An 18,971-nucleotide genomic window follows, 5' to 3' on the forward strand; every position below is an offset into this window, starting at 1 on the left:
CCGACTCAGAGCCTGCGAAGTCCACCCAGCACCCTTTCCAGCAGCGCACGGTCGGGACGGTCGCTGCCGTGCCCGGTGCCGTGAACGCGCACCCGTCCTTGATCGGCGAGGTCGCTGAGCAGAACGCGGACCACGCCCAGCGGCATGTTCAACAGTGCGGCGATCTCCGCCACCGACCGCATGCGGCGGCAGAGTTCGACGATGGCCCGCATCTCCGGCATCACCCGGTCACGCAGCCCGCCCGAGGTCAGCTCCGGGCGTTCTTCGGGGGCCTCGATGGCGGCGACGATCGTCTCGACCAGCAGCACATGGCCGAAACGTGTACGTCCCCCGGTGAGCGTATAGGGGCGTACGCGCCTGGACTTGCCGGTCTCGCCGCGTCGTGACGGCAAGGGGGGCGGGGAGGAAGCAGCAGGTGTCACTGGTCCAGCTCCATCGACGTGCGCAGTTCGGTGCGGAGTTCGGGTGTCAGGACGTGGCCGGCACGGCCCACGAACAGCGCCATGTGGTACGCGATGACGCTCATGTCGCAGTCCGGCGTGGCATGCACACCGAGCAGCGAGCCGTCGCTGATCGACATCACGAAGAGGGAACCCTCGTCCATGGCGATCATCGTCTGCCGGATCTCGCCGCCGTCCATCAGCTTCGCGGCGCCGAGCGTCAGGGAGCCCAGACCCGAGACGATGGTGGCCAGGTCGGCGCTCGATCCTCTCGGCCCGCCCCGCTTGCCCTCGCCGCGGGCGGGTGGTCTCCCGCTTCCGCCGGTGTCTGTCGTCCGTCCGGACTCGCCGCCGCTGTCCTCGCCGGACCCGGTGGAAGGCGTTCCGGCGATCGCCTGACCCTCCAGCTCCGGGTCGGAGGAGAGAAGCAGCAGCCCGTCGGAGGAGACGACGGCGACGGACAGGATGCCCGGCACCTCGTCGACAAGGTTGTCCAGCAGGAAGCGCAGATTGCGCGCCTGTTTACTGCCGGTCGTGCGCGTGGTGGACGCGTTCACGTACGAGCCTCCTCGGCGGTGCCACCGTCTGACTGCGCCCCCGATTGATCAGTCCCGTTCCCATCAGCGCCCGCCTCGGCCTCCGCGTCACGGCGCCCGTGCTGGGCGCCCCGCTGGAAACCGCCCAGCCTGCGCCGCAGCTCCTCGGCGTTGGCGCCCTGTCTGCGCGGCTCCACGGGGCCGCTCTGGGCGGCCACCTGCTGGGGTGTCCGCTTCGGCAGCCCCTTGTCGGTCACTCTGGGCCGCGGGGGCGCTTCCGGCGTCGCCGGCTCCGGCTCCGGCTCCGCGGCTGGCGGTTCCCCGGCTGACGGCTCCGCGGCGTGCGGGGCTGCCTGCGGCCGGGGAGCGGGGGGCACGTCCGTACCGGCGTCCGGTGCGTACATACCGGAGTGCGGGGCGTCCGTACCGGCGCCCGGCCGTGCCCCCTGGTCGCCGAAGGCGTCGGCGGGGGCCCGTCCGTGCTGCTCGGGTACGGGGCTCTGGGCGGCGGGCGCCGGCCCGGTCCCGGTGCCCGAGTCCTTGATCGCCTGTTCGGCGGCGGCGACCAGCGGATCGTCCGCGCCGCCCCCGGGTGCCGTGGCCGGGGCGTCCTGCTGCCCGGCGGCGGGGGCCCCGGCCTCCGTGCCGCTGTGGATGCCGGGCACCCGACGGCGCGGCAGAGCGTTGGAGTTGGCCTCCGCGACCGTCCCCGGGAACGCGGGCACTCCCCGGTTCGCGCCGCGCACACCTTCGTCCGACGGGGCGGACACCGGTGCCGGACGCGACGGCAGCAGCGCGCTGGGCACCGCGACGACAGCCGCGACACCGCCCTGCTTGCGCTCGCGCAGCTCCACCCGGAGCCCGTGCCGGGACGCCAGCCGTGCGACCACGTACAGCCCCATGCCCAGGCCGGCTTCCGCCGTCCGCTCCCGCGGCTGCGGGTCGCCCGAGGCGGACATCTCCGGCGGCTCGTTCCCGTCGGGCACGCTCAGCCGGGAGTTGAGCGCGGAGAGCCGCCTGCCGGTGACGCCTATCCCCTCGTCCTCGACGGAGAGCATGATCTCGCCGCTCTCCAGGAGCCACCCGGAGAGCTGCACCTGGGCCTCCGGCGGGGAGAAGGTGGCAGCGTTGTCGAGCAGTTCGGCGACGAGATGGCTCAGGTCGTCCGCGGCGTGGCCCGAGACCTGCACGTGCGGCGGCAGCGTGCCCAGCTCGACCCGGTCGTAGCGTTCGATCTCACTGATCGCGGCACGCAGGACGTCCAGCAGCGGTACCGGACCGGAGTGGTGGGAGGTGACGTGCTCGGCTCCGGCGAGCAGCACAAGGTTCTCGCTGTAGCGCCGCATCCGGGTCGCGAGGTGGTCGAGCTTGAAGAGCGTGGAGAGCCGGCCGGGGTCGCTCTCCTGGTCCTCCAGGTTCTCGATGACGCCGAGCTGTCGCTCGACGAGCCCCAGCGTGCGCAGGGCCAGGTTGACGAACGTGCCGTGCACGGCCCCGGAGAGGGATTCCAGACGCTCCTTGAGCGTGGTGTACTCGGCGCGCAGCCGGTCGCGTTCGGCGGTCAGCGTGTCCTTGGAGCGCACGAGGTAGGTGTTGTCCGCCTCGGCCTCGCCCGCCCGCTCCTGGACGGTCACGACGGTCTCGCGCAGCTTGTTCAGCGACCGCACGACGTCCGCGAACTCGTCGTTCCTTCCGCGGTAGGCCACCGGCTTCTCACCCACGGGGTCCTCGGCCAGCCTGCGCGAGCCGCGGGTGAGCACCGACAGCGGACGCGCCATCGAACGCGCCGTGTGCACGCTGACGCCGACCGCGGCCAGCAGGCACACGGCGAGGAGCGCGACGCCCGTCTCCAGCGCCGTCACGTCGTCGTCGCGCAGCTGCTCCATCCTCCGCAACTGCTCGGCGGCGAAGGACGACTGGACACCCCGCATGCTGTCGATGCGCGCGGAGAGCGCCGCGTCGATGCGCTCGCCGTCGAGGGCGCGGTCGCTCGCCGTCAGGTACGGCCGGTCGGTGAGCCGCTCCAGGTAGCGCTCGGCGAGTGTGACGTCGGCGCCGGTGACCGTGTTGGCGTACGAATCGCGGACGGAGGTGGGCGCCTCGTCGCCGAAGTCCTCGAGTGCGGCCTGCTCGCGTACGTTCGCGCGCTGGGCCTCGGCGGTCATTCCGGGCTGTGCGCCGTCACCCGCGAGGGCCCCGCGCAGCAGGCCGCGTACGGCGGAGGCGCGCTCGACCGCCTGTCCGAGGTCGGGCAGGGCGTGTGCCGCTCCCGCGCCCCCGGAGGAGCCGGACGTCTCCTGGGCGCGGGCGGGCAGCGAACGGGCCACGCCGACGCCGACGTCCTGGAGCGTTCTGATCGTCGCGGTGTAGGCCTCGTGGATGTCCTGGGCGGTGCTGCCGCCTGCCTGCGCCTGCTGGCGGACACGGGGAAGCTTGTCGAGGGCCTGCCGCACCCGCTCGGGTGCGCCCTGTCTGATCTCGGTGACCTGGCGGTCGACGCGGGTGCGCTGCTCCTCCGTGACGCCGGCCCCGTCGCGGCTGGTGCGTCCCGCGGCGACGTACTCCACCATGCCGTCGCGCTCGTCGGCGAGGGCGTGGGTGAGGGAGATGGAGCGCTTGTCGAGTTCCGCGCGGTCGACCAGGCGCTGCGACTCCCTGAGGTCCCCGGAGGCGTCCAGCACGGCGGGCGCGCCGGCGCCGAGGACGGCGAGGGAGCAGAGCGCGACGCTGGCCAGGAGGCGGTTGCGTACCCGTGCCCGGCGGCCGGCGGGGGCTTGGCCCGGCCCGGGAGCTGCCGCCCGGTCCGCCGTCGGTGTCCGGGACCGTCCCGGTCCTGCCGGTTTCCGCAGTAGCTTCGTCCGCACCCGTGCTCGCAATCTCGTCGGGGCCTGCCCCAGGTCCGGCCCGGTTGGAGCAGTGCAACCTTGTGTTGCAGGAGTGGGCTCCGCCGCGCGTCCGCGCCGCACTCACGCCCCTTGTACGCCGTCCGACCCTTCCAGTACGGATGAGAGGCGGGCGACGGTCTCCTGCCGGGCCACCCGAAGGAGTGAACCGTACTCCGGAGTTGACGAACAACTCCGTCACGCGCAGTCCAACCGCCCTGACCCGGGGACCGGTTGGAAAAACCGGGGCGGTTTGGCAGGATGCGCGCTCGCATACTTACGGACGCACCCATTCCGGTCAACTCCGCCCCGGCCGCGCGCCTGACCTGCTGGAGTCCCCGCGCACGACGGCTCTTGACAGGGCCCCGGACGTGCCCTCCTCCCCGCTCACGCTGCGGCAGACTGGCGCCATGCGCATCGAGATGACCTGCGAGCCCGGTGACCCCCGGCGCCCCGGCGAGGACTACGCCTCGGCGGCCCTGCCCGCCTCCGGGGAGGGCGGCGCGCTGGTGGTCCTGGACGGCGTGACGCCGCCGCGCGAGGACGTCGGATGTGCGCACGGCGTGCCGTGGTTCACGGCACGGCTGGGCGGCGCGATGCTCGAACTGTCGGCCTCCCGGCGGGATCTGACGCTGCCGGGATGTCTTTCGGCGGCCATCTCTCGTACCGCCGACGCACATGGTTCAATCTGTGACCTTTCTCACAGGCGGACTCCCCAGGCGACCGTCGTGGCCGCACGCTGGGACGACGAGCAGGTGGAGCATCTGGTGCTCTCCGACTCGGTGCTGCTGGTGGAGCGCGCCGACGCCACCGTCACGCCCGCGCTCGACCCCCGGCTCGACGAACTCCCGCCGCATGTCCGCGGCTTGCGCGACCGCGTGCGCGCCCTCCCCGAGGGCGGACCCGAACGGGCCGCCGCGAGGGCCGAGTACACGGAGGCCGTCGAGGCGCTGCGCAACGCCGCCGACGGCACGGGCTTCCACACGGCGGCGGCCGACCCCGCCGTCGCCTCCCTCGCCGTGACCGGCACCGAACGGCGCGCGGACGTACGCACGTTGCTCGCGCTCACCGACGGGGCGGCCCGCTGGACGCAGACCTTCCGGCTCGGTGACTGGGCGGGGCTGACCGCCCTCGCGCGGAAGGAGGGCACGGCGGCGCTGGTGGCGCGCGTACGGGAGGCGGAGCGTGCCGACCCGCGGGGCGCCGCGCACCCCCGCGGGAAGCGCCACGACGACGCGGCTGCCGTCCTCGTGGCGTTCGGCTGAACGCCGGGGCCTCAACCCTCCTCGTCCGCCAGGTCGTTGAGCTGGTGCAGCAGCCGCGCCAGCTCCGCGACCTCGGCACGGTCCCAGGCGGCCAGCTTGCGCACGTACTCCGCGCGGCGCGCCTCGCGCACGAGCGCGAAGCGGTCGCGCCCCTGCGGGGTGAGGTGCACGAGTGAGGCACGGCCGTCGGCCGGGTCGGGGGAACGGGTGATCAGGCCCAGGTTCTCCAGCGTGCGCAGCTGACGGCTGATGGTCGCCTTGCCGACGCCGAAGAAGGCGGCGAGGTCGGTGGCGCGCTGCGGTCCGCCGTCCTCCAGACGGACGAACAGACCGTAGGCGGCGGGCTCCAGTTCGGGGTGCACCTCGCGGGCAAGCTCGCCCGAGAACGCCCGGGCCCGTCGCATGAAGACCGTCAATTCCCTTTCCAGGTCAAGTAGTTCGGGTGCGTACTTCCGCATGGACTCGTCCACGTATGCGCCCTCTCCCAGCTTTCCGTGCAGAAAGTTCCCCACCACTGCCGGAGATCGTCCCAGCTCCGGCAGTATTTCGCAGGTATGGACCACCGGCGGCGAGTGGCCCGTCTTCCGCACCCCTGTCTACGCGCGTACAGTCAAATTGACATGCCCACACCAGTGGCAGGTCGCCTCACCCCCACCGACCGATTCGGAGGCAGCAATGCCCGCTCACGGATCCGGCACGGCCCGCCGCAGACGCGGAATCCTCTCTGCGGCCGGGATGTTCATCTCGGCACTCGCCCTGCTCGTCACCGCACCCGGTGTGGCGAGCGCGGCAGCACAGGACGAGACACCGATCAAGCCCGGCGAGGCGTCCATGGGGGTGGGCGTACGCATGCACGAGGGCGGTGACCCCACCGACGGCACCCGGCCCGAGAGCCTGACCGCCGGCGTGGAGGGTGTCGACGTCAGCAGTCACCAGGGCAACGTCGCCTGGCCGACCCTCTGGAACAGCGGCGTGAAGTTCGCGTACGTGAAAGCCACCGAGGGCACCTCGTACAAGAACCCCTACTTCACCCAGCAGTACAACGGCTCCTACAACGTCGGCATGATCCGCGGCGCCTACCACTTCGCACTCCCGGGCAACTCCAGCGGCGCCGCGCAGGCCAACTACTTCGCCGACAACGGCGGCGGCTGGAGCGGAGACGGCAAGACGCTGCCCGGCGTGCTGGACATCGAGTACAACCCCTACGGCGCCACCTGCTACGGGCTGAGCCAGAGCGCCATGGTCAACTGGATCAGGGACTTCACCAGCACATACAAGGCCCGCACCGGCCGCGACGCGGTGATCTACACGACGACCGACTGGTGGACCACCTGCACCGGCAACAACGGCGGCTTCGGCAGCACCAACCCGCTGTGGATCGCGCGCTACGCCTCCTCGCCCGGCGCGCTCCCCGCCGGATGGGGCTTCCACACCTTCTGGCAGTACACCTCGACCGGACCGACGGTCGGCGACCACAACCTCTTCAACGGCTCGATGGACCGGCTGAGGGCCCTCGCCAACGGATAGGGCCTCGCCGGCGAACGACGTGACCGCGCGACGCACCGTGCCGTCCGGGGGACGGCACGGTGCGTCGCGGCGGCTCCGCCCGGGAGGGGCGCCCGGTGGCGGTCAGACCGCCACCGGGAACTCCCGTCCCCCGCCGTCCACCCGGCCGGACTCGGCGGGCGTCAGCGCCAGTTCGAGCACCTGGCGCACGTCGGCCAGGGGATGCACCTCCAGGCCCTCCAGCACCTCCTCGGGCACGTCGTCGAGGTCGGGCTCGTTCCGCTTGGGGATGATCACCGTGCTGACACCGGCCCGGTGAGCCGCGAGCAGCTTCTGCTTCACGCCGCCGACGGGCAGCACCCGTCCGGTCAGCGACACCTCGCCGGTCATCGCCACATCCGTACGGACCTGACGCCCGCTCAGCAGCGAGGCCAGCGCGGTGGTCATGGTGACGCCCGCGCTGGGACCGTCCTTGGGCACGGCACCCGCCGGCACGTGAAGGTGGATGCCGCGCTCCTTGAGATCACCGACCGGCAGCTCCAGTTCGGCACCGCGCGAGCGCAGGTACGACAGCGCGATGTGCGCCGACTCCTTCATCACGTCCCCGAGCTGCCCGGTCAGCGTCAGCCCTGAGGCACCCGTCTCCGGGTCGGCCAGCGACGCCTCCACGAAGAGCACGTCCCCGCCCGCGCCCGTGACCGCCAGACCGGTCGCGACCCCCGGCACGGAGGTGCGCCGCTCCGCCGGGTCCTGTGCGGACTCGGGAGTGTGGTGCGGCCGGCCGATCAGACCACGCAGCTCGTCGGGCCCCACGGCGACGGGGAGTTCACGCTCGCCCAGTTCGTGCCGCGCCGCGACCTTGCGCAGCACCCGGGAGACCGCGCGCTCCAGATTCCGCACGCCCGCCTCCCGCGTGTACTCGCCCGCGAGCCTGCGCAGCGCGCCGTCCTCGATGCGCACCTCCTCGGCGCCCAGACCCGTGCGCTCCAGCTGCCGGGGCAGCAGGTGGTCACGGGCGATGGTGATCTTCTCGTCCTCGGTGTAGCCGTCGAGCTGCACGACCTCCATCCGGTCCAGCAGCGCCTCGGGGATCGCCTCCCGCACGTTCGCGGTGGCGAGGAAGACCACGTCCGACAGGTCGAGTTCGACCTCCAGGTAGTGATCGCGGAAGGTGTGGTTCTGCGCCGGGTCGAGGACCTCCAGCAGCGCCGCCGAGGGATCGCCGCGGAAGTCGGAGCCGAGCTTGTCGACCTCGTCCAGCAGCACGACGGGGTTCATGGAACCCGCCTCCTTCACCGCCCGTACGATCCGTCCGGGCAGCGCGCCGACGTACGTACGCCGGTGCCCGCGGATCTCGGCCTCGTCGCGGACGCCGCCGAGCGCCACGCGGACGAACTCACGTCCCATGGCGCGTGCGACGGACTGCCCGAGCGAGGTCTTCCCGACCCCGGGCGGACCCGTCAGCGCGAGCACCGCGCCTCCGCGCCGCCCGCCCACGACGCCGAGACCCCGCTCCTCGCGCCGCTTGCGCACCGCCAGGTACTCGGTGATGCGTTCCTTGACGTCCTGCAGACCCGCGTGGTCCTCGTCCAGGACGGTCTGGGCGCCGCCGATGTCGTAGGCGTCCTCGGTCCGCTCGTTCCAGGGCAGCTCCAGGACGGTGTCGAGCCAGGTGCGGATCCAGCTTCCCTCGGGCGACTGGTCCGAGGAGCGCTCCAGCTTCTCGACCTCCTTCAGGGCGGCCTTGTGCACGTGCTCGGGCAGACCGGCCGCCTCGACGCGGGCACGGTAGTCCTCGCCCTCGTCCTCGGGGTCTCCGTTCAGCTCGGCCAGCTCCTTGCGCACGGCCTCGAGCTGGCGGCGGAGCAGGAACTCGCGCTGCTGCTTGTCGACGCCCTCCTGGACGTCCTTCGCGATCGACTCGGCCACGTCCTGCTCGGCCAGGTGCTCGCGCAGTGACGCGACGGCGAAGCGCAGCCGCTCCAGCGGGTCGGACGTCCGCAGCAGGGTGAGCTTCTGGTCGGTCGAGAGGAAGGGGGAGTAGCCGGCGTTGTCGGCGAGCTGGCCGACGTCGTCGATCTGCTGGAGGCGGTCCACGACCTGCCACGCGCCCCGCTTGCGGAGCCAGGCCGCCGCCAGCGCCTTGTACTCGGTCATCAGCTCCTCCGCCTCGGCGGGGGCGGCGGTGCCGGTGCCGGCGCCGTGCTCGTCGAGCCCGGTGCCCTCGATCCACAGGGCCGCGCCCGGTCCGGTCGTACCGGAGCCGACCCGGACCCGCTGACGGCCGCGGATCAGCGCACCGGGGTCGCCGTCGGCCAGCCGTCCGACCTGCTCGACACGGCCGACCACGCCGATGTCCGCGTATGTGCCCCCGACGCGCGGCACCAGCAGCACGAGGGGCTTGTCCCCTTCCGGGGCCGCTGCCTGGGCGGCTTCCACCGCCGCCCGCACCTCGCTGTCGGACAGGTCCATCGGCACCACCATTCCCGGCAGCACGACGTCGTCGTCGAGGGGCAGTACGGGCAGGGTGAGCTGTGTGGACTTCGGTGCCATGATCTCTCCCTAAGCAGGCAAGTTGAGCTATGACCACTCAATGCGCGCCCGCCCGTGGTTGTTCCCCCCGCTTCGCGCTGTTCGCCAGGAGCGATCGTCCGCACCGGCCGTCCACGGGCCGAGCGGGCCGCCCCCGGCACGGGCGGCGGCACGGCAGGATGGCCGCATGCCGCAGGAGACCAGCCCCTCACCCGCCGACGCCCGGAACGCCGGCCCGGCAACACCGCCCGTCGTCCTCGACCGCCAAGAAGGACCGCACGGCGAAGTGGTGCTGCGGCGGCACGGGGAGCTGCTGCAGATCATCGCCAACGGCACCTTCCTCATGGACACCTCCGACGGCCGCTCCGAACGGCTGCTGGTACGCGCGGCACTGGACGAGCTGCGCCGCACACGGCCCCACCTCGACGCCCCCCGCCTCCTCATCGGCGGACTCGGCGTCGGCTTCTCCCTCGCCGCGGCCGCCGCCGAGCCGGAATGGGGCCGCATCACCGTGGCCGAGCGCGAGGACGCGGTCATCGGCTGGCACCGCGAGGGCGGGCCTCTCTCCCCCTGGTCGGCACAGGCGCTGCGCGACACCCGTACCGCGGTCGTGCACACGGACCTCGTGGCGTACGTGCGGGACGGCGACGGCCCGGCCTTCGACGCCCTGTGCCTGGACATCGACAACGGCCCCGCCTGGACGGTCACCGACGACAACAGCTCCCTCTACTCCCCCTCCGGACTCGCCGCCTGCGCCGGCCGGCTGAAACCCGGCGGCGTACTCGCGGTCTGGTCCGCCCAAGCCTCCCCGACATTCGAGGACGCATTGCGGCATGCCGGATTCGACCGGGTTCGGACAGAAGAGATCCCCGTCGCCCGAGGCGTCCCCGACGTGGTCCACTTCGCAACCAAACCGGCATAGCCGCAGCCGACAACGGGCCCTTACCCTGCTGCAAGCACGCACACAAACAGGCCACGGGGCCAAGCAGGGGCGGGGTCAATGGACCAGAAGAACATCACACCAGCACAGGGCAGCAACGCCGCCGCGGCGACCACCCCGGGCGCTCAGCGCCGAATCCTGGTCGTGGAGGACGATCCCACGATCGTGGACGCGATCGCGATGCGGCTGCGCGCCGAGGGTTTCCAGGTGCAGACGGCGGGCGACGGGCCCGCCGCCGTCGACACGGCCGAGGCCTGGCAGCCGGATCTGATCGTGCTCGACGTGATGCTGCCGGGTTTCGACGGACTGGAGGTCTGCCGCAGGGTCCAGACGCAGCGGCCGGTCCCCGTCCTGATGCTGACTGCCCGCGACGACGAGACCGACATGCTGGTCGGACTCGGTGTCGGCGCGGACGACTACATGACCAAGCCGTTCTCCATGCGCGAGGTCGCCGCACGGGTGCACGTACTGCTGCGCCGCGTGGAGCGCGCGACACTCGCCGCGCACACGCCGCGCAGCGGGATACTCCGCCTCGGCGAGCTGGAGATCGACCACGCGCAGCGCCGCGTCCGGGTCACCGGTGAGGACGTGCATCTCACCCCCACCGAGTTCGACCTGCTCGTCTGCCTCGCGCACTCGCCGCGGGCAGTTCTCTCCCGCGAACAGTTGCTCGCCGAGGTGTGGGACTGGGCCGACGCCTCCGGGACGCGGACCGTCGACAGTCACATCAAGGCGCTGCGCCGCAAGATCGGCGCCGAGCGCATCCGTACGGTGCACGGCGTGGGCTACGCCCTGGAGACGCCCGGCTCCTCGAACGCCGCGGGCTCCTCCGACGGGCCGGCGTCCGCCTCCGCGTCCGCAGCGGCCGGCGGGCCATCGGCGGCCGGCGACGACTTCTGACGGCGGCGGACAGACGTGACAGAGGTGCCCGACACGCCCTCCGCGGCTGCCCCGCACACCCCTCGTACGGTCCGTGCCGTGCGCGCGGCACCACGCGCCACACGGGCGTTCCTGGGGCGCGTGCTGCGGGGCCTGCTCCGCCTGAACCGGTTTCTGCGCCGCCGCTGGGAACCGGTCTGGGTGAGCTGGATCGACCGGCTGTGGGAGGGGCTGCGTCCGCTCGATCCCTACCGTTCGGTCAAGGCCGCCCTGGGCGCGCTCGTCATCGTCTCCGTCGTGATCACGACCCTGCTCGCGCTCTTCGCGGTCAACTCCGCGACGGAGCTGCGGGTGATCACCATCATCTCGATCATCGCCTCGCTGCTGATCACCCAGTTCGTGGCCCAGTCGCTCACCGCGCCGCTGGACGAGATGACGGACGCGGCCAGAGCCATGGCCCACGGCGACTACTCGCGGCGCGTACGCGGTGACAGACGGGACGAGTTCGGCGAGCTGGCGGAGACCTTCAACCGCATGGCCGCCGACCTGGAGGCCGTCGACCGGCACCGCAAGGAGCTGGTCGCGAACGTCTCGCACGAGCTGCGCACCCCGATCGCGGCACTGCGCGCGGTTCTGGAGAACGTGGTGGACGGCGTCTCGGACGCCGACCCCGAGACGATGCGCACCGCGCTCCAGCAGACCGACCGGCTGGGCAGGCTGGTGGCGCACCTGCTCGACCTCTCCCGTCTCGACAACGGAGTCGTGCCGCTGCACGCCCGCCGCTTCGAAGTGTGGCCGTACCTTGCGGGCGTCCTCAAAGAGGCGAACATGAGCAAGGGCCAGGGCCACTCCCGTACGGACGTCCATCTGCATCTCGACGTCTCCCCGCCCGAACTGACGGCCTACGCCGACGCCGAACGTCTGCACCAGGTCGTCGCCAACCTCATCGACAACGCGGTCAAGCACAGCCCGCCGCACGGACGCGTCACGGTGCGGGCCCGCCCCGGCACGGGCGAGGAGAGCCTGGAGGTGGAGGTGCTCGACGAGGGGCCCGGCATCCCCGAGTCCGAGCGCGCCCTCGCCTTCGAGCGCTTCAACCGCACGAAGAGCGCCGACGCGCCCTCGCAGCGCAGCGCGGGCGGCGGAGGCGGCGACGGCGGCACGGGCCTGGGACTGGCGATCGCCCGCTGGGCGGTCGATCTGCACGGCGGCTGGATCAGGGTGGCCGAGTCCCCACGGGGCTGCCGCATCCAGGTCACTCTTCCGGGCCTGGAGAAGCCGGTGGCCTGACCTACGCTCGAAGGGGACGCGGCCCGCGGCGGGGATGGCAGCGGACAAGAGCGCGTCGGCGGGCGCCGGAACCGTCACGGGTCTGTGCACGGGCAAACTCTGGTTGTTTCCCGCCAGATCTTGCGACGAAACCGGTCTCTCGATGTGACTTGCACGACGACAAGCCCGGCCGGACTGCAAGGTGGGCCGATAGGGGCGTAGCCTTTGTTTCCGCTGTCCACCATCTAAGGAACGCGGAAGAGGGCGGTTGCCGCCGTGTCGTCACAGTCCCCCAACAGCTCGAGCGTCTCGACCCAGCAGGACGGTCAGGGAAGTGATCCCGCCGCCGTGTTCGGGCCAAACGAGTGGCTCGTCGACGAGATCTACCAGCAGTACCTCCAGGACCCGAACTCGGTAGACCGAGCCTGGTGGGACTTCTTCGCCGATTACAAGCCGGGCTCCGAGGCCGTGGGTGCCGTGAGCGCTCCGACGGCGGACTCAGCCGCCTCTCCCAGTGCCGCAGCAGGCACTGCGGGCGTGGCGGCCGGTCCCGCGCAGGCCGCTCCGGCCCCCGCTCAGCCCGAGACGGGGTCCGGCCAGGGCTCCGCCGGGAACGCCGCCGCGACGGGCACCACCGCCGGGGCGGCCGCCCCGGCCGGGCCCGCCGGGCAGGCACCGGCCAAGTCGCCGGCCAAGGCTGCGGGGAAGTCCGCCGCTCCCGCCGAGCCCGCCGCGAAGCCCGCGGCCAAGCAGGCGCCGGCCAAGGCCGCGCCCGCGAAGGGCGGTGGCGAGGAGTCCGCGGCGGAGCAGCCCCAGGGCCCGGAGTACGTGGCGATGCGCGGCCCGTCCGCGGCCGTCGCCAAGAACATGAACGCCTCGCTGGAGCTGCCGACGGCGACTTCGGTGCGTGCCGTCCCGGTCAAGCTGCTCTTCGACAACCGCATCGTCATCAACAACCACCTCAAGCGCGCCCGTGGCGGCAAGGTGTCCTTCACGCACCTCATCGGCTACGCCATGGTGCAGGCGCTGAAGGCGATGCCGTCGATGAACCACTCCTTCACGGAGAAGGACGGCAAGCCGACGCTGGTCAAGCCCGACCACGTCAACCTCGGTCTGGCCATCGACCTGGTGAAGCCCAACGGCGACCGCCAGCTCGTCGTCGCCGCCATCAAGAAGGCGGAGACGCTCACCTTCTTCGAGTTCTGGCAGGCATACGAGGACATCGTCCGCCGTGCCCGCAACAACAAGCTGACGATGGAGGACTTCTCCGGCGTCACCTGCTCGCTCACCAACCCCGGCGGCATCGGCACCGTGCACTCCGTGCCGCGGCTGATGCCCGGCCAGGGCCTGATCCTGGGCGTGGGCGCGATGGAGTACCCGGCGGAGTTCCAGGGCACCTCGCAGGACACCCTCAACCGGCTCGGCGTCTCCAAGGTGATGACGCTGACCAGCACGTACGACCACAGGGTGATCCAGGGCGCGGCCTCCGGCGAGTTCCTGCGCATCGTCAGCCGGCTGCTGCTCGGCGACGACGGCTTCTACGACGAGATCTTCAAGGCGCTGCGCATCCCGTACGAGCCGGTGCGCTGGAACCAGGACATCGACGCCTCCCACGACGACGACGTCACCAAGGCCGCCCGCGTCTTCGACCTGATCCACTCCTACCGGGTGCGCGGCCACATCATGGCCGACACCGACCCGCTGGAGTACAAGCAGCGCAAGCACCCCGACCTGGACATCACCCAGCACGGGCTCACTCTGTGGGACCTGGAGCGGGAGTTCGCGGTCGGCGGCTTCGCCAACAAGTCGATGATGCAGCTGCGCGACATCCTCGGCGTCCTGCGTGACTCGTACTGCCGCACGACCGGCATCGAGTACATGCACATCCAGGACCCCAAGGAGCGCAAGTGGATCCAGGACCGGGTCGAGCGTTCGCACTCCAAGCCGGAGCGTGACGAGCAGCTGCGCATCCTGCGCCGGCTGAACGCCGCGGAGGCGTTCGAGACGTTCCTGCAGACCAAGTACGTGGGCCAGAAGCGGTTCTCGCTGGAGGGCGGCGAGTCCGTCATCCCCATGCTGGACGCCGTGCTCGACGCCGCGGCCGAGTCGCGGCTGGACGAGTGCGTGATCGGCATGGCGCACCGCGGCCGGCTGAACGTGCTGGCGAACATCGTCGGCAAGTCCTACGCGCAGATCTTCCGCGAGTTCGAGGGCAACCTCGACCCGAAGTCGATGCACGGCTCCGGCGACGTGAAGTACCACCTGGGCGCCGAGGGCACCTTCACCGGTCTGGACGGCGAGCAGATCAAGGTCTCGCTCACGGCCAACCCCTCCCACCTCGAAGCGGTCGACCCGATCGTCGAGGGCGTCGCCCGGGCCAAGCAGGACATCATCGGCAAGGGCGGTACGGACTTCACCGTCCTGCCCGTCCAGCTCCACGGTGACGCCGCCTTCGCCGGGCAGGGCGTGGTGGCCGAGACGCTCAACATGTCGCAGCTTCGCGGCTACCGCACCGGCGGCACGGTGCACATCATCGTCAACAACCAGGTCGGCTTCACCGCGGCGCCCGAGTCGGCGCGCTCGTCGATGTACTCCACCGACGTGGCCCGGATGATCGAGGCCCCGATCTTCCATGTGAACGGTGACGACCCGGAGGCCGTGGTCCGCGTGGCGCGGCTGGCCTTCGAGTACCGCCAGGCGTTCAACAAGGACGTGGTCATCGACCTCATCTGCTACCGCCGCCGCGGGCACAACGAGACCGACAACCCGCAGTTCACCCAGCCGCTGATGTACAACCTGGTCGACAAGAAGCGCTCGGTGCGCAAGCTGTACACCGAGTCGCTGATCGGCCGCGGCGACATCACGCTGGAGGAGGCCGAGCAGGCGCTCCAGGACTTCCAGGGGCAGCTGGAGAAGGTCTTCACGGAGGTGCGGGACGCGGCCAACGCACCCGCACCGGCCGAAGTCCCGCAGCCCGAGGCGGAGTTCCCGGTGCACGTCGAGACCGGCGTGACCCAGGAGGTCGTCAAGCGCATCGCCGAGTCGCAGGTGAACATCCCCGACCACGTCACCGTCCACCCGCGGCTGCTTCCGCAGCTCCAGCGGCGCGCGGCGATGATCGAGGACGACACCATCGACTGGGGCATGGGCGAGACCCTGGCCATCGGCTCGCTGCTGATGGAGGGCACTCCGGTCCGCCTCGCCGGGCAGGACTCCCGGCGCGGCACCTTCGGCCAGCGCCACGCGGTGCTGCTGGACCAGAACTCCGGCAACGACTACACGCCGCTGCTCTACCTCTCCGACGAGCAGGCCCGCTACAACGTCTACGACTCGCTCCTGAGCGAGTACGCGGCGATGGGCTTCGAGTACGGCTACTCGCTGGCCCGTCCCGAGGCGCTGGTGATGTGGGAGGCGCAGTTCGGCGACTTCGTCAACGGCGCGCAGACGGTGGTGGACGAGTTCATCACCTCGGCGGAGCAGAAGTGGAACCAGACCTCGGGCGTCACACTGCTGCTGCCGCACGGCTACGAGGGCCAGGGCCCGGACCACTCCTCGGCCCGCATCGAGCGGTTCCTCCAGCTGTGCGCGCAGAACAGCATGACGGTCGCCATGCCGACCCTCCCGTCGAACTACTTCCACCTGCTGCGCTGGCAGGTCCACAACCCGCACCACAAGCCGCTGGTCGTCTTCACCCCGAAGTCGATGCTCCGGCTGAAGGCCGCGGCCTCGAAGTCGTCGGAGTTCACCGAGGGCGGGTTCCGTGCGGTCATCGGTGACGACTCGGTGGACCCGGCCGACGTCCGCAAGGTCGTCTTCTGCTCGGGCAAGGTCTACTACGACCTGGACGCCGAGCGGCAGAAGCGGGGGCTGAGCGACACCGCGATCATCCGGCTGGAGCGGCTCTACCCGCTGCCCGGCAAGGAGATCCAGGCGGAGATGGCGAAGTACAGCGGTGCGTCGAAGTTCCTGTGGGCCCAGGAGGAGCCGGCCAACCAGGGGGCGTGGCCGTTCATCGCGCTCAATCTGGTCGACCACCTGGACCTGATCATCGGCTCCGACCCGGTCCCCAACGCGGACCGGCTGCGCCGGGTCTCCCGTCCGTCGTCCTCGTCGCCCGCTGTCGGTTCCGGCAAGCGGCACCAGGAGGAGCAGCAGAATCTGATCCAGGAGGTCTTCGACCTGTGACGCTGTGAAAGCCGCGGAGCCTCGGACCCCCGACGCTCCGCGGCTTCGGGCCGGGGCCCCGTCGCCACCCGCGATCAGCGGGGGGCGGAGGGGCCCTCGTCGTTCCCGTTCCCTCTCCGGCCGGGGCGGAGCCGGTCGGCCCCCGGGGCCGGAGGAATGGCGTTCCACGTCCCCTGTCGGCTTATTCATGTGATTAGTCCGACGGGCTGAGATCGGAGTGCGTGAGGGTCGAGTCGGCGCCCCCGCAGTATCGGGAGCCAGCGCGGAGGAATAGTCCGATTAATTCCCCTGCCAAGGGGAGAATCGAGATTGGAGAGAAGATGCGCTCATCCGTCAGGGTCTCCGCCCTCGCCCTCATGGCCGCCGCGATGCTCGGTGCCTCCGCGACCTCCGCCGCCGCCTACGGCGGCGAGTCGGGCGCCCCGCAGGTGAACTTCTGCGGCAACACCGCGCAGATCGCGGAGCAGGAGGCCGAGGACCAGAGCCTCGCGGCCGGCCTCGAGCAGGAGAACGACGGTCACCACCCGACGTTCTGCCAGACCGGCGTCGGCAACACGATCAACAACATCAACCCCGACATCAAGGTCCACATCGAGGTGCCGGAGACCGGCGAGGGCGTCAACGGCGTCGACAACGGTGTGAGCGGCGAAAAGGGCGGCAAGAACGCGGCCTGACCCACCACTCCCGTGACTCTCCCCCGCCTCGCGGCGGGATGCTCCGCGGCCCGCGCGGGCGTCCCCTGCTGCGCGGCCCCTCCCGCAGCGAGCCGGTCAGGGAACCACGGGGTCTGAGGGGAGAGACGCGCCCGCCTCCCGTCCGGGGGCGCGTCTCTCCCCTCTTCCTTGTGCCCGCCCGGGAGACCGGCCGCCCCTCACCCCCGCGCTTCCGGCTGCCTCCGGCCGGCGAGGAGGGGGGAGGTGCGCCCGCATATCGTGGGACCGCAACATCCACCGTCCCCGGGAGCCCTCCTTGTACTTCACCGACCGCGGCATCGAAGAGCTGAGCAGCCGGCGCGGCGAGGAAGAGGTCACCTTCGAGTGGCTGGCCGAGCAGCTCCGCACCTTCGTGGACCTCAACCCGGACTTCGAGGTGCCTGTCGAGCGGCTCGCCACATGGCTGGCGCGGCTCGACGACGAGGAGGAGGACGAGGACTGACCGGGGCCGGGCCCCGCCCCTCAGCAGGGCGCAGCCAGGCCGACCGCCGCCTGCGCCCCTGGTCCTGGTCCTGGTCCTGGCTCTGGCTCTGGCTCTGGCTCTGGCTCCGGCTCCGGCTCCGGCTCCAGGACACGGTGTTCCCGGCCGTCACCGCACGCCGTCACCGCGCACGGTCTCCCCTCGCCGTGCTCCCGTACTCCCCCGCGCGCAGCGCGAGCGCGACGAGGGCGGCGTCCTCGGGCCGTCGTATGTCGCGGCCCGTCAGCTGCAGGAAGCGTGTGAAGCGCTGCTGGACGGTGTTGCGGTGGCAGTAGAGCGTCTCCGCGGTCTCCGCGATGGAACCACTGCCGGCCAGGTGCACCCGTACGGTGTGCAGCAGCCGCTCGACCTCGGCGGCGGGCGCCCCGTTCGAGGTGAGTCCGCCGAGGACGTCCTGCGCCAGATGTCCGGCGAAGTAGTCCGCGCGGTGCACCAGCACGTCCAGCCAGGCGTCTGCCAGTCGCAGCGGGCCGGCCGCCGCCTCCGGGAGCGCCCGAACGGTGGCGGTGGCCAGTTCGACCGCGCGTGGCACCTCGGCGAGACCGTCCGCGACGGGTGAGACCCCGCACGGCACCCCCTCCAGACGTTCGAGGACGCCTTCCTCGCCGACACGCCCCTCCAACTGCACCACCAGCAGCGACGCTGAGGAGACGGTCTGCCCCTGCAGCGTGGCCCCGGCCGCGCGCAGCTCGCCCGCCGCACTGTGCAGACCGCTGCCCGGACCGGGAAGCGCCGCAGCGCACAGGAAGGGGGCGGTGGTCCGGAACCCCAGGGCCAGACCCACGTCGCGCACCACGGTCGGGTTGTGGCCCCCGGTCTCCAGGAGCCTGTCGAACCACAGGCGACGCTCGTCCTCGCGCTGCCTGCCCATCTCCAGCACCGTGCGCTGGTAGGCGGTCATGATGCCGGTGACGTGCGCCTCGACGGCCTCCCACACGTGGTAGGCGGAGGCGACGAGCAGCACCTTGTCCTCGTCGTCCGCCCTGGCCACGAGCGCGGCCCAGACCACACGGAAGTCCAGCCGGGCGGCTGCCAGGAGCGAGTCGAGGGGGACTCCCTGGCGGGCACGCCGCTCCCCGATCCGCTCGGAGACCCCCGCGAGTTCCGCGGGCACGGGCAGTTCGGCAACGGTGCGCAGCAGCAGCTCGAACGCCTGGAGGGCGGTCTCGCGGAAGTCCTCGTCCGGTACGGAGTCCGCGTACTCGGCGCGCAGCGGGCGTACGGTCTCCAGCCAGTCGGCGAGCAGGCTGTCGACGCCCTTGAGGCACTCCACGGCGAGTTCGGCGGCGCGCGGAGCCGGTGGCGGCAGGGCAGGCAGAGTGTGCATCTGCACAATACTGGCC

General features: G+C 71.5%; 14 protein-coding genes. 8 read left to right on the plus strand and 6 right to left on the minus strand.

Annotated elements, in window-relative coordinates; genetic code table 11:
* Positions 1 to 5 precede the first annotated feature (5 nt).
* Genes H343_RS0108475 through H343_RS0108485 form a run of 3 tightly spaced genes read right to left on the minus strand, consistent with a single transcriptional unit; the run spans position 6 to position 3,840 of the window.
* On the minus strand, positions 6 to 422 hold the full coding sequence (locus H343_RS0108475; protein ID WP_028430772.1) for a DUF742 domain-containing protein: 417 nt from the start codon (positions 420 to 422) through the stop codon (positions 6 to 8).
* Complete coding sequence (locus H343_RS0108480; RefSeq protein ID WP_028430773.1) at positions 419 to 997, minus strand: roadblock/LC7 domain-containing protein; 579 nt, start codon at positions 995 to 997, stop codon at positions 419 to 421. The genes H343_RS0108475 and H343_RS0108480 overlap by 4 nt, the downstream gene beginning before the upstream one ends.
* Positions 994 to 3,840 carry a nitrate- and nitrite sensing domain-containing protein gene (locus tag H343_RS0108485; protein ID WP_028430774.1) on the minus strand — a complete coding sequence of 949 codons (2,847 nt, stop codon included), beginning with the start codon at positions 3,838 to 3,840 and terminating at the stop codon, positions 994 to 996. Before H343_RS0108485 ends, H343_RS0108480 begins: the two co-directional genes overlap by 4 nt.
* A gap of 428 nt (positions 3,841 to 4,268) precedes the next feature.
* Between H343_RS0108485 and H343_RS0108490 the strand changes: the two genes are divergently transcribed.
* The gene (locus H343_RS0108490) at positions 4,269 to 5,123 is read left to right on the plus strand and encodes a hypothetical protein (RefSeq protein WP_028430775.1); all 855 of its coding nucleotides are present in this window, start codon (positions 4,269 to 4,271) and stop codon (positions 5,121 to 5,123) included.
* Positions 5,124 to 5,134: 11 nt separating this feature from the next.
* Here H343_RS0108490 and H343_RS0108495 read toward each other — a convergent pair whose 3' ends face one another.
* On the minus strand, positions 5,135 to 5,581 hold the full coding sequence (locus tag H343_RS0108495) for a MarR family transcriptional regulator (RefSeq protein ID WP_051264948.1): 447 nt from the start codon (positions 5,579 to 5,581) through the stop codon (positions 5,135 to 5,137).
* 217 nt (positions 5,582 to 5,798) lie between these two features.
* Here H343_RS0108495 and H343_RS0108500 point away from each other — a divergent pair, with 217 nt between their 5' ends.
* A complete protein-coding gene (locus H343_RS0108500; RefSeq protein ID WP_028430777.1) occupies positions 5,799 to 6,650 on the plus strand; it encodes a lysozyme in 852 nt (283 codons plus the stop codon).
* Positions 6,651 to 6,752: 102 nt separating this feature from the next.
* Here H343_RS0108500 and lon read toward each other — a convergent pair whose 3' ends face one another.
* On the minus strand, positions 6,753 to 9,182 hold the full coding sequence (gene lon / locus H343_RS0108505) for an endopeptidase La (protein ID WP_028430778.1): 2,430 nt from the start codon (positions 9,180 to 9,182) through the stop codon (positions 6,753 to 6,755).
* 166 nt (positions 9,183 to 9,348) lie between these two features.
* Between lon and H343_RS0108510 the strand changes: the two genes are divergently transcribed.
* The 6 genes from H343_RS0108510 to H343_RS0108535 all read left to right on the plus strand — a co-directional run bounded on the left by H343_RS0108510 (position 9,349) and on the right by H343_RS0108535 (position 17,589).
* Positions 9,349 to 10,083 (plus strand): spermidine synthase, encoded by a 735-nt coding sequence (locus tag H343_RS0108510; protein ID WP_028430779.1) that lies wholly within the window; start codon positions 9,349 to 9,351, stop codon positions 10,081 to 10,083.
* A gap of 78 nt (positions 10,084 to 10,161) precedes the next feature.
* Positions 10,162 to 11,001, plus strand: coding sequence for a response regulator transcription factor (locus H343_RS29670; protein WP_051264830.1), 840 nt, complete (start codon positions 10,162 to 10,164; stop codon positions 10,999 to 11,001).
* A 153-nt stretch (positions 11,002 to 11,154) separates the two neighbouring features.
* Positions 11,155 to 12,270: a sensor histidine kinase gene (locus H343_RS0108520; RefSeq protein ID WP_051264950.1), complete on the plus strand. Its 1,116-nt coding sequence runs from the start codon at positions 11,155 to 11,157 to the stop codon at positions 12,268 to 12,270.
* A 255-nt stretch (positions 12,271 to 12,525) separates the two neighbouring features.
* Positions 12,526 to 16,434, plus strand: a complete 3,909-nt coding sequence (locus tag H343_RS0108525) for a multifunctional oxoglutarate decarboxylase/oxoglutarate dehydrogenase thiamine pyrophosphate-binding subunit/dihydrolipoyllysine-residue succinyltransferase subunit (RefSeq protein WP_028430781.1) — start codon at positions 12,526 to 12,528, stop codon at positions 16,432 to 16,434.
* A 320-nt stretch (positions 16,435 to 16,754) separates the two neighbouring features.
* Positions 16,755 to 17,108 (plus strand): hypothetical protein, encoded by a 354-nt coding sequence (locus tag H343_RS0108530; RefSeq protein ID WP_028430782.1) that lies wholly within the window; start codon positions 16,755 to 16,757, stop codon positions 17,106 to 17,108.
* Positions 17,109 to 17,403: 295 nt separating this feature from the next.
* Positions 17,404 to 17,589 carry a DUF6104 family protein gene (locus tag H343_RS0108535; protein ID WP_028430783.1) on the plus strand — a complete coding sequence of 62 codons (186 nt, stop codon included), beginning with the start codon at positions 17,404 to 17,406 and terminating at the stop codon, positions 17,587 to 17,589.
* Between the two features lie 160 nt (positions 17,590 to 17,749).
* Here H343_RS0108535 and H343_RS29675 read toward each other — a convergent pair whose 3' ends face one another.
* Positions 17,750 to 18,955: a helix-turn-helix domain-containing protein gene (locus H343_RS29675; protein ID WP_051264952.1), complete on the minus strand. Its 1,206-nt coding sequence runs from the start codon at positions 18,953 to 18,955 to the stop codon at positions 17,750 to 17,752.
* Between the last annotated feature and the right edge of the window lie 16 nt (positions 18,956 to 18,971).

The sequence above is a fragment of the Streptomyces sp. TAA204 genome, from assembly GCF_000424965.1.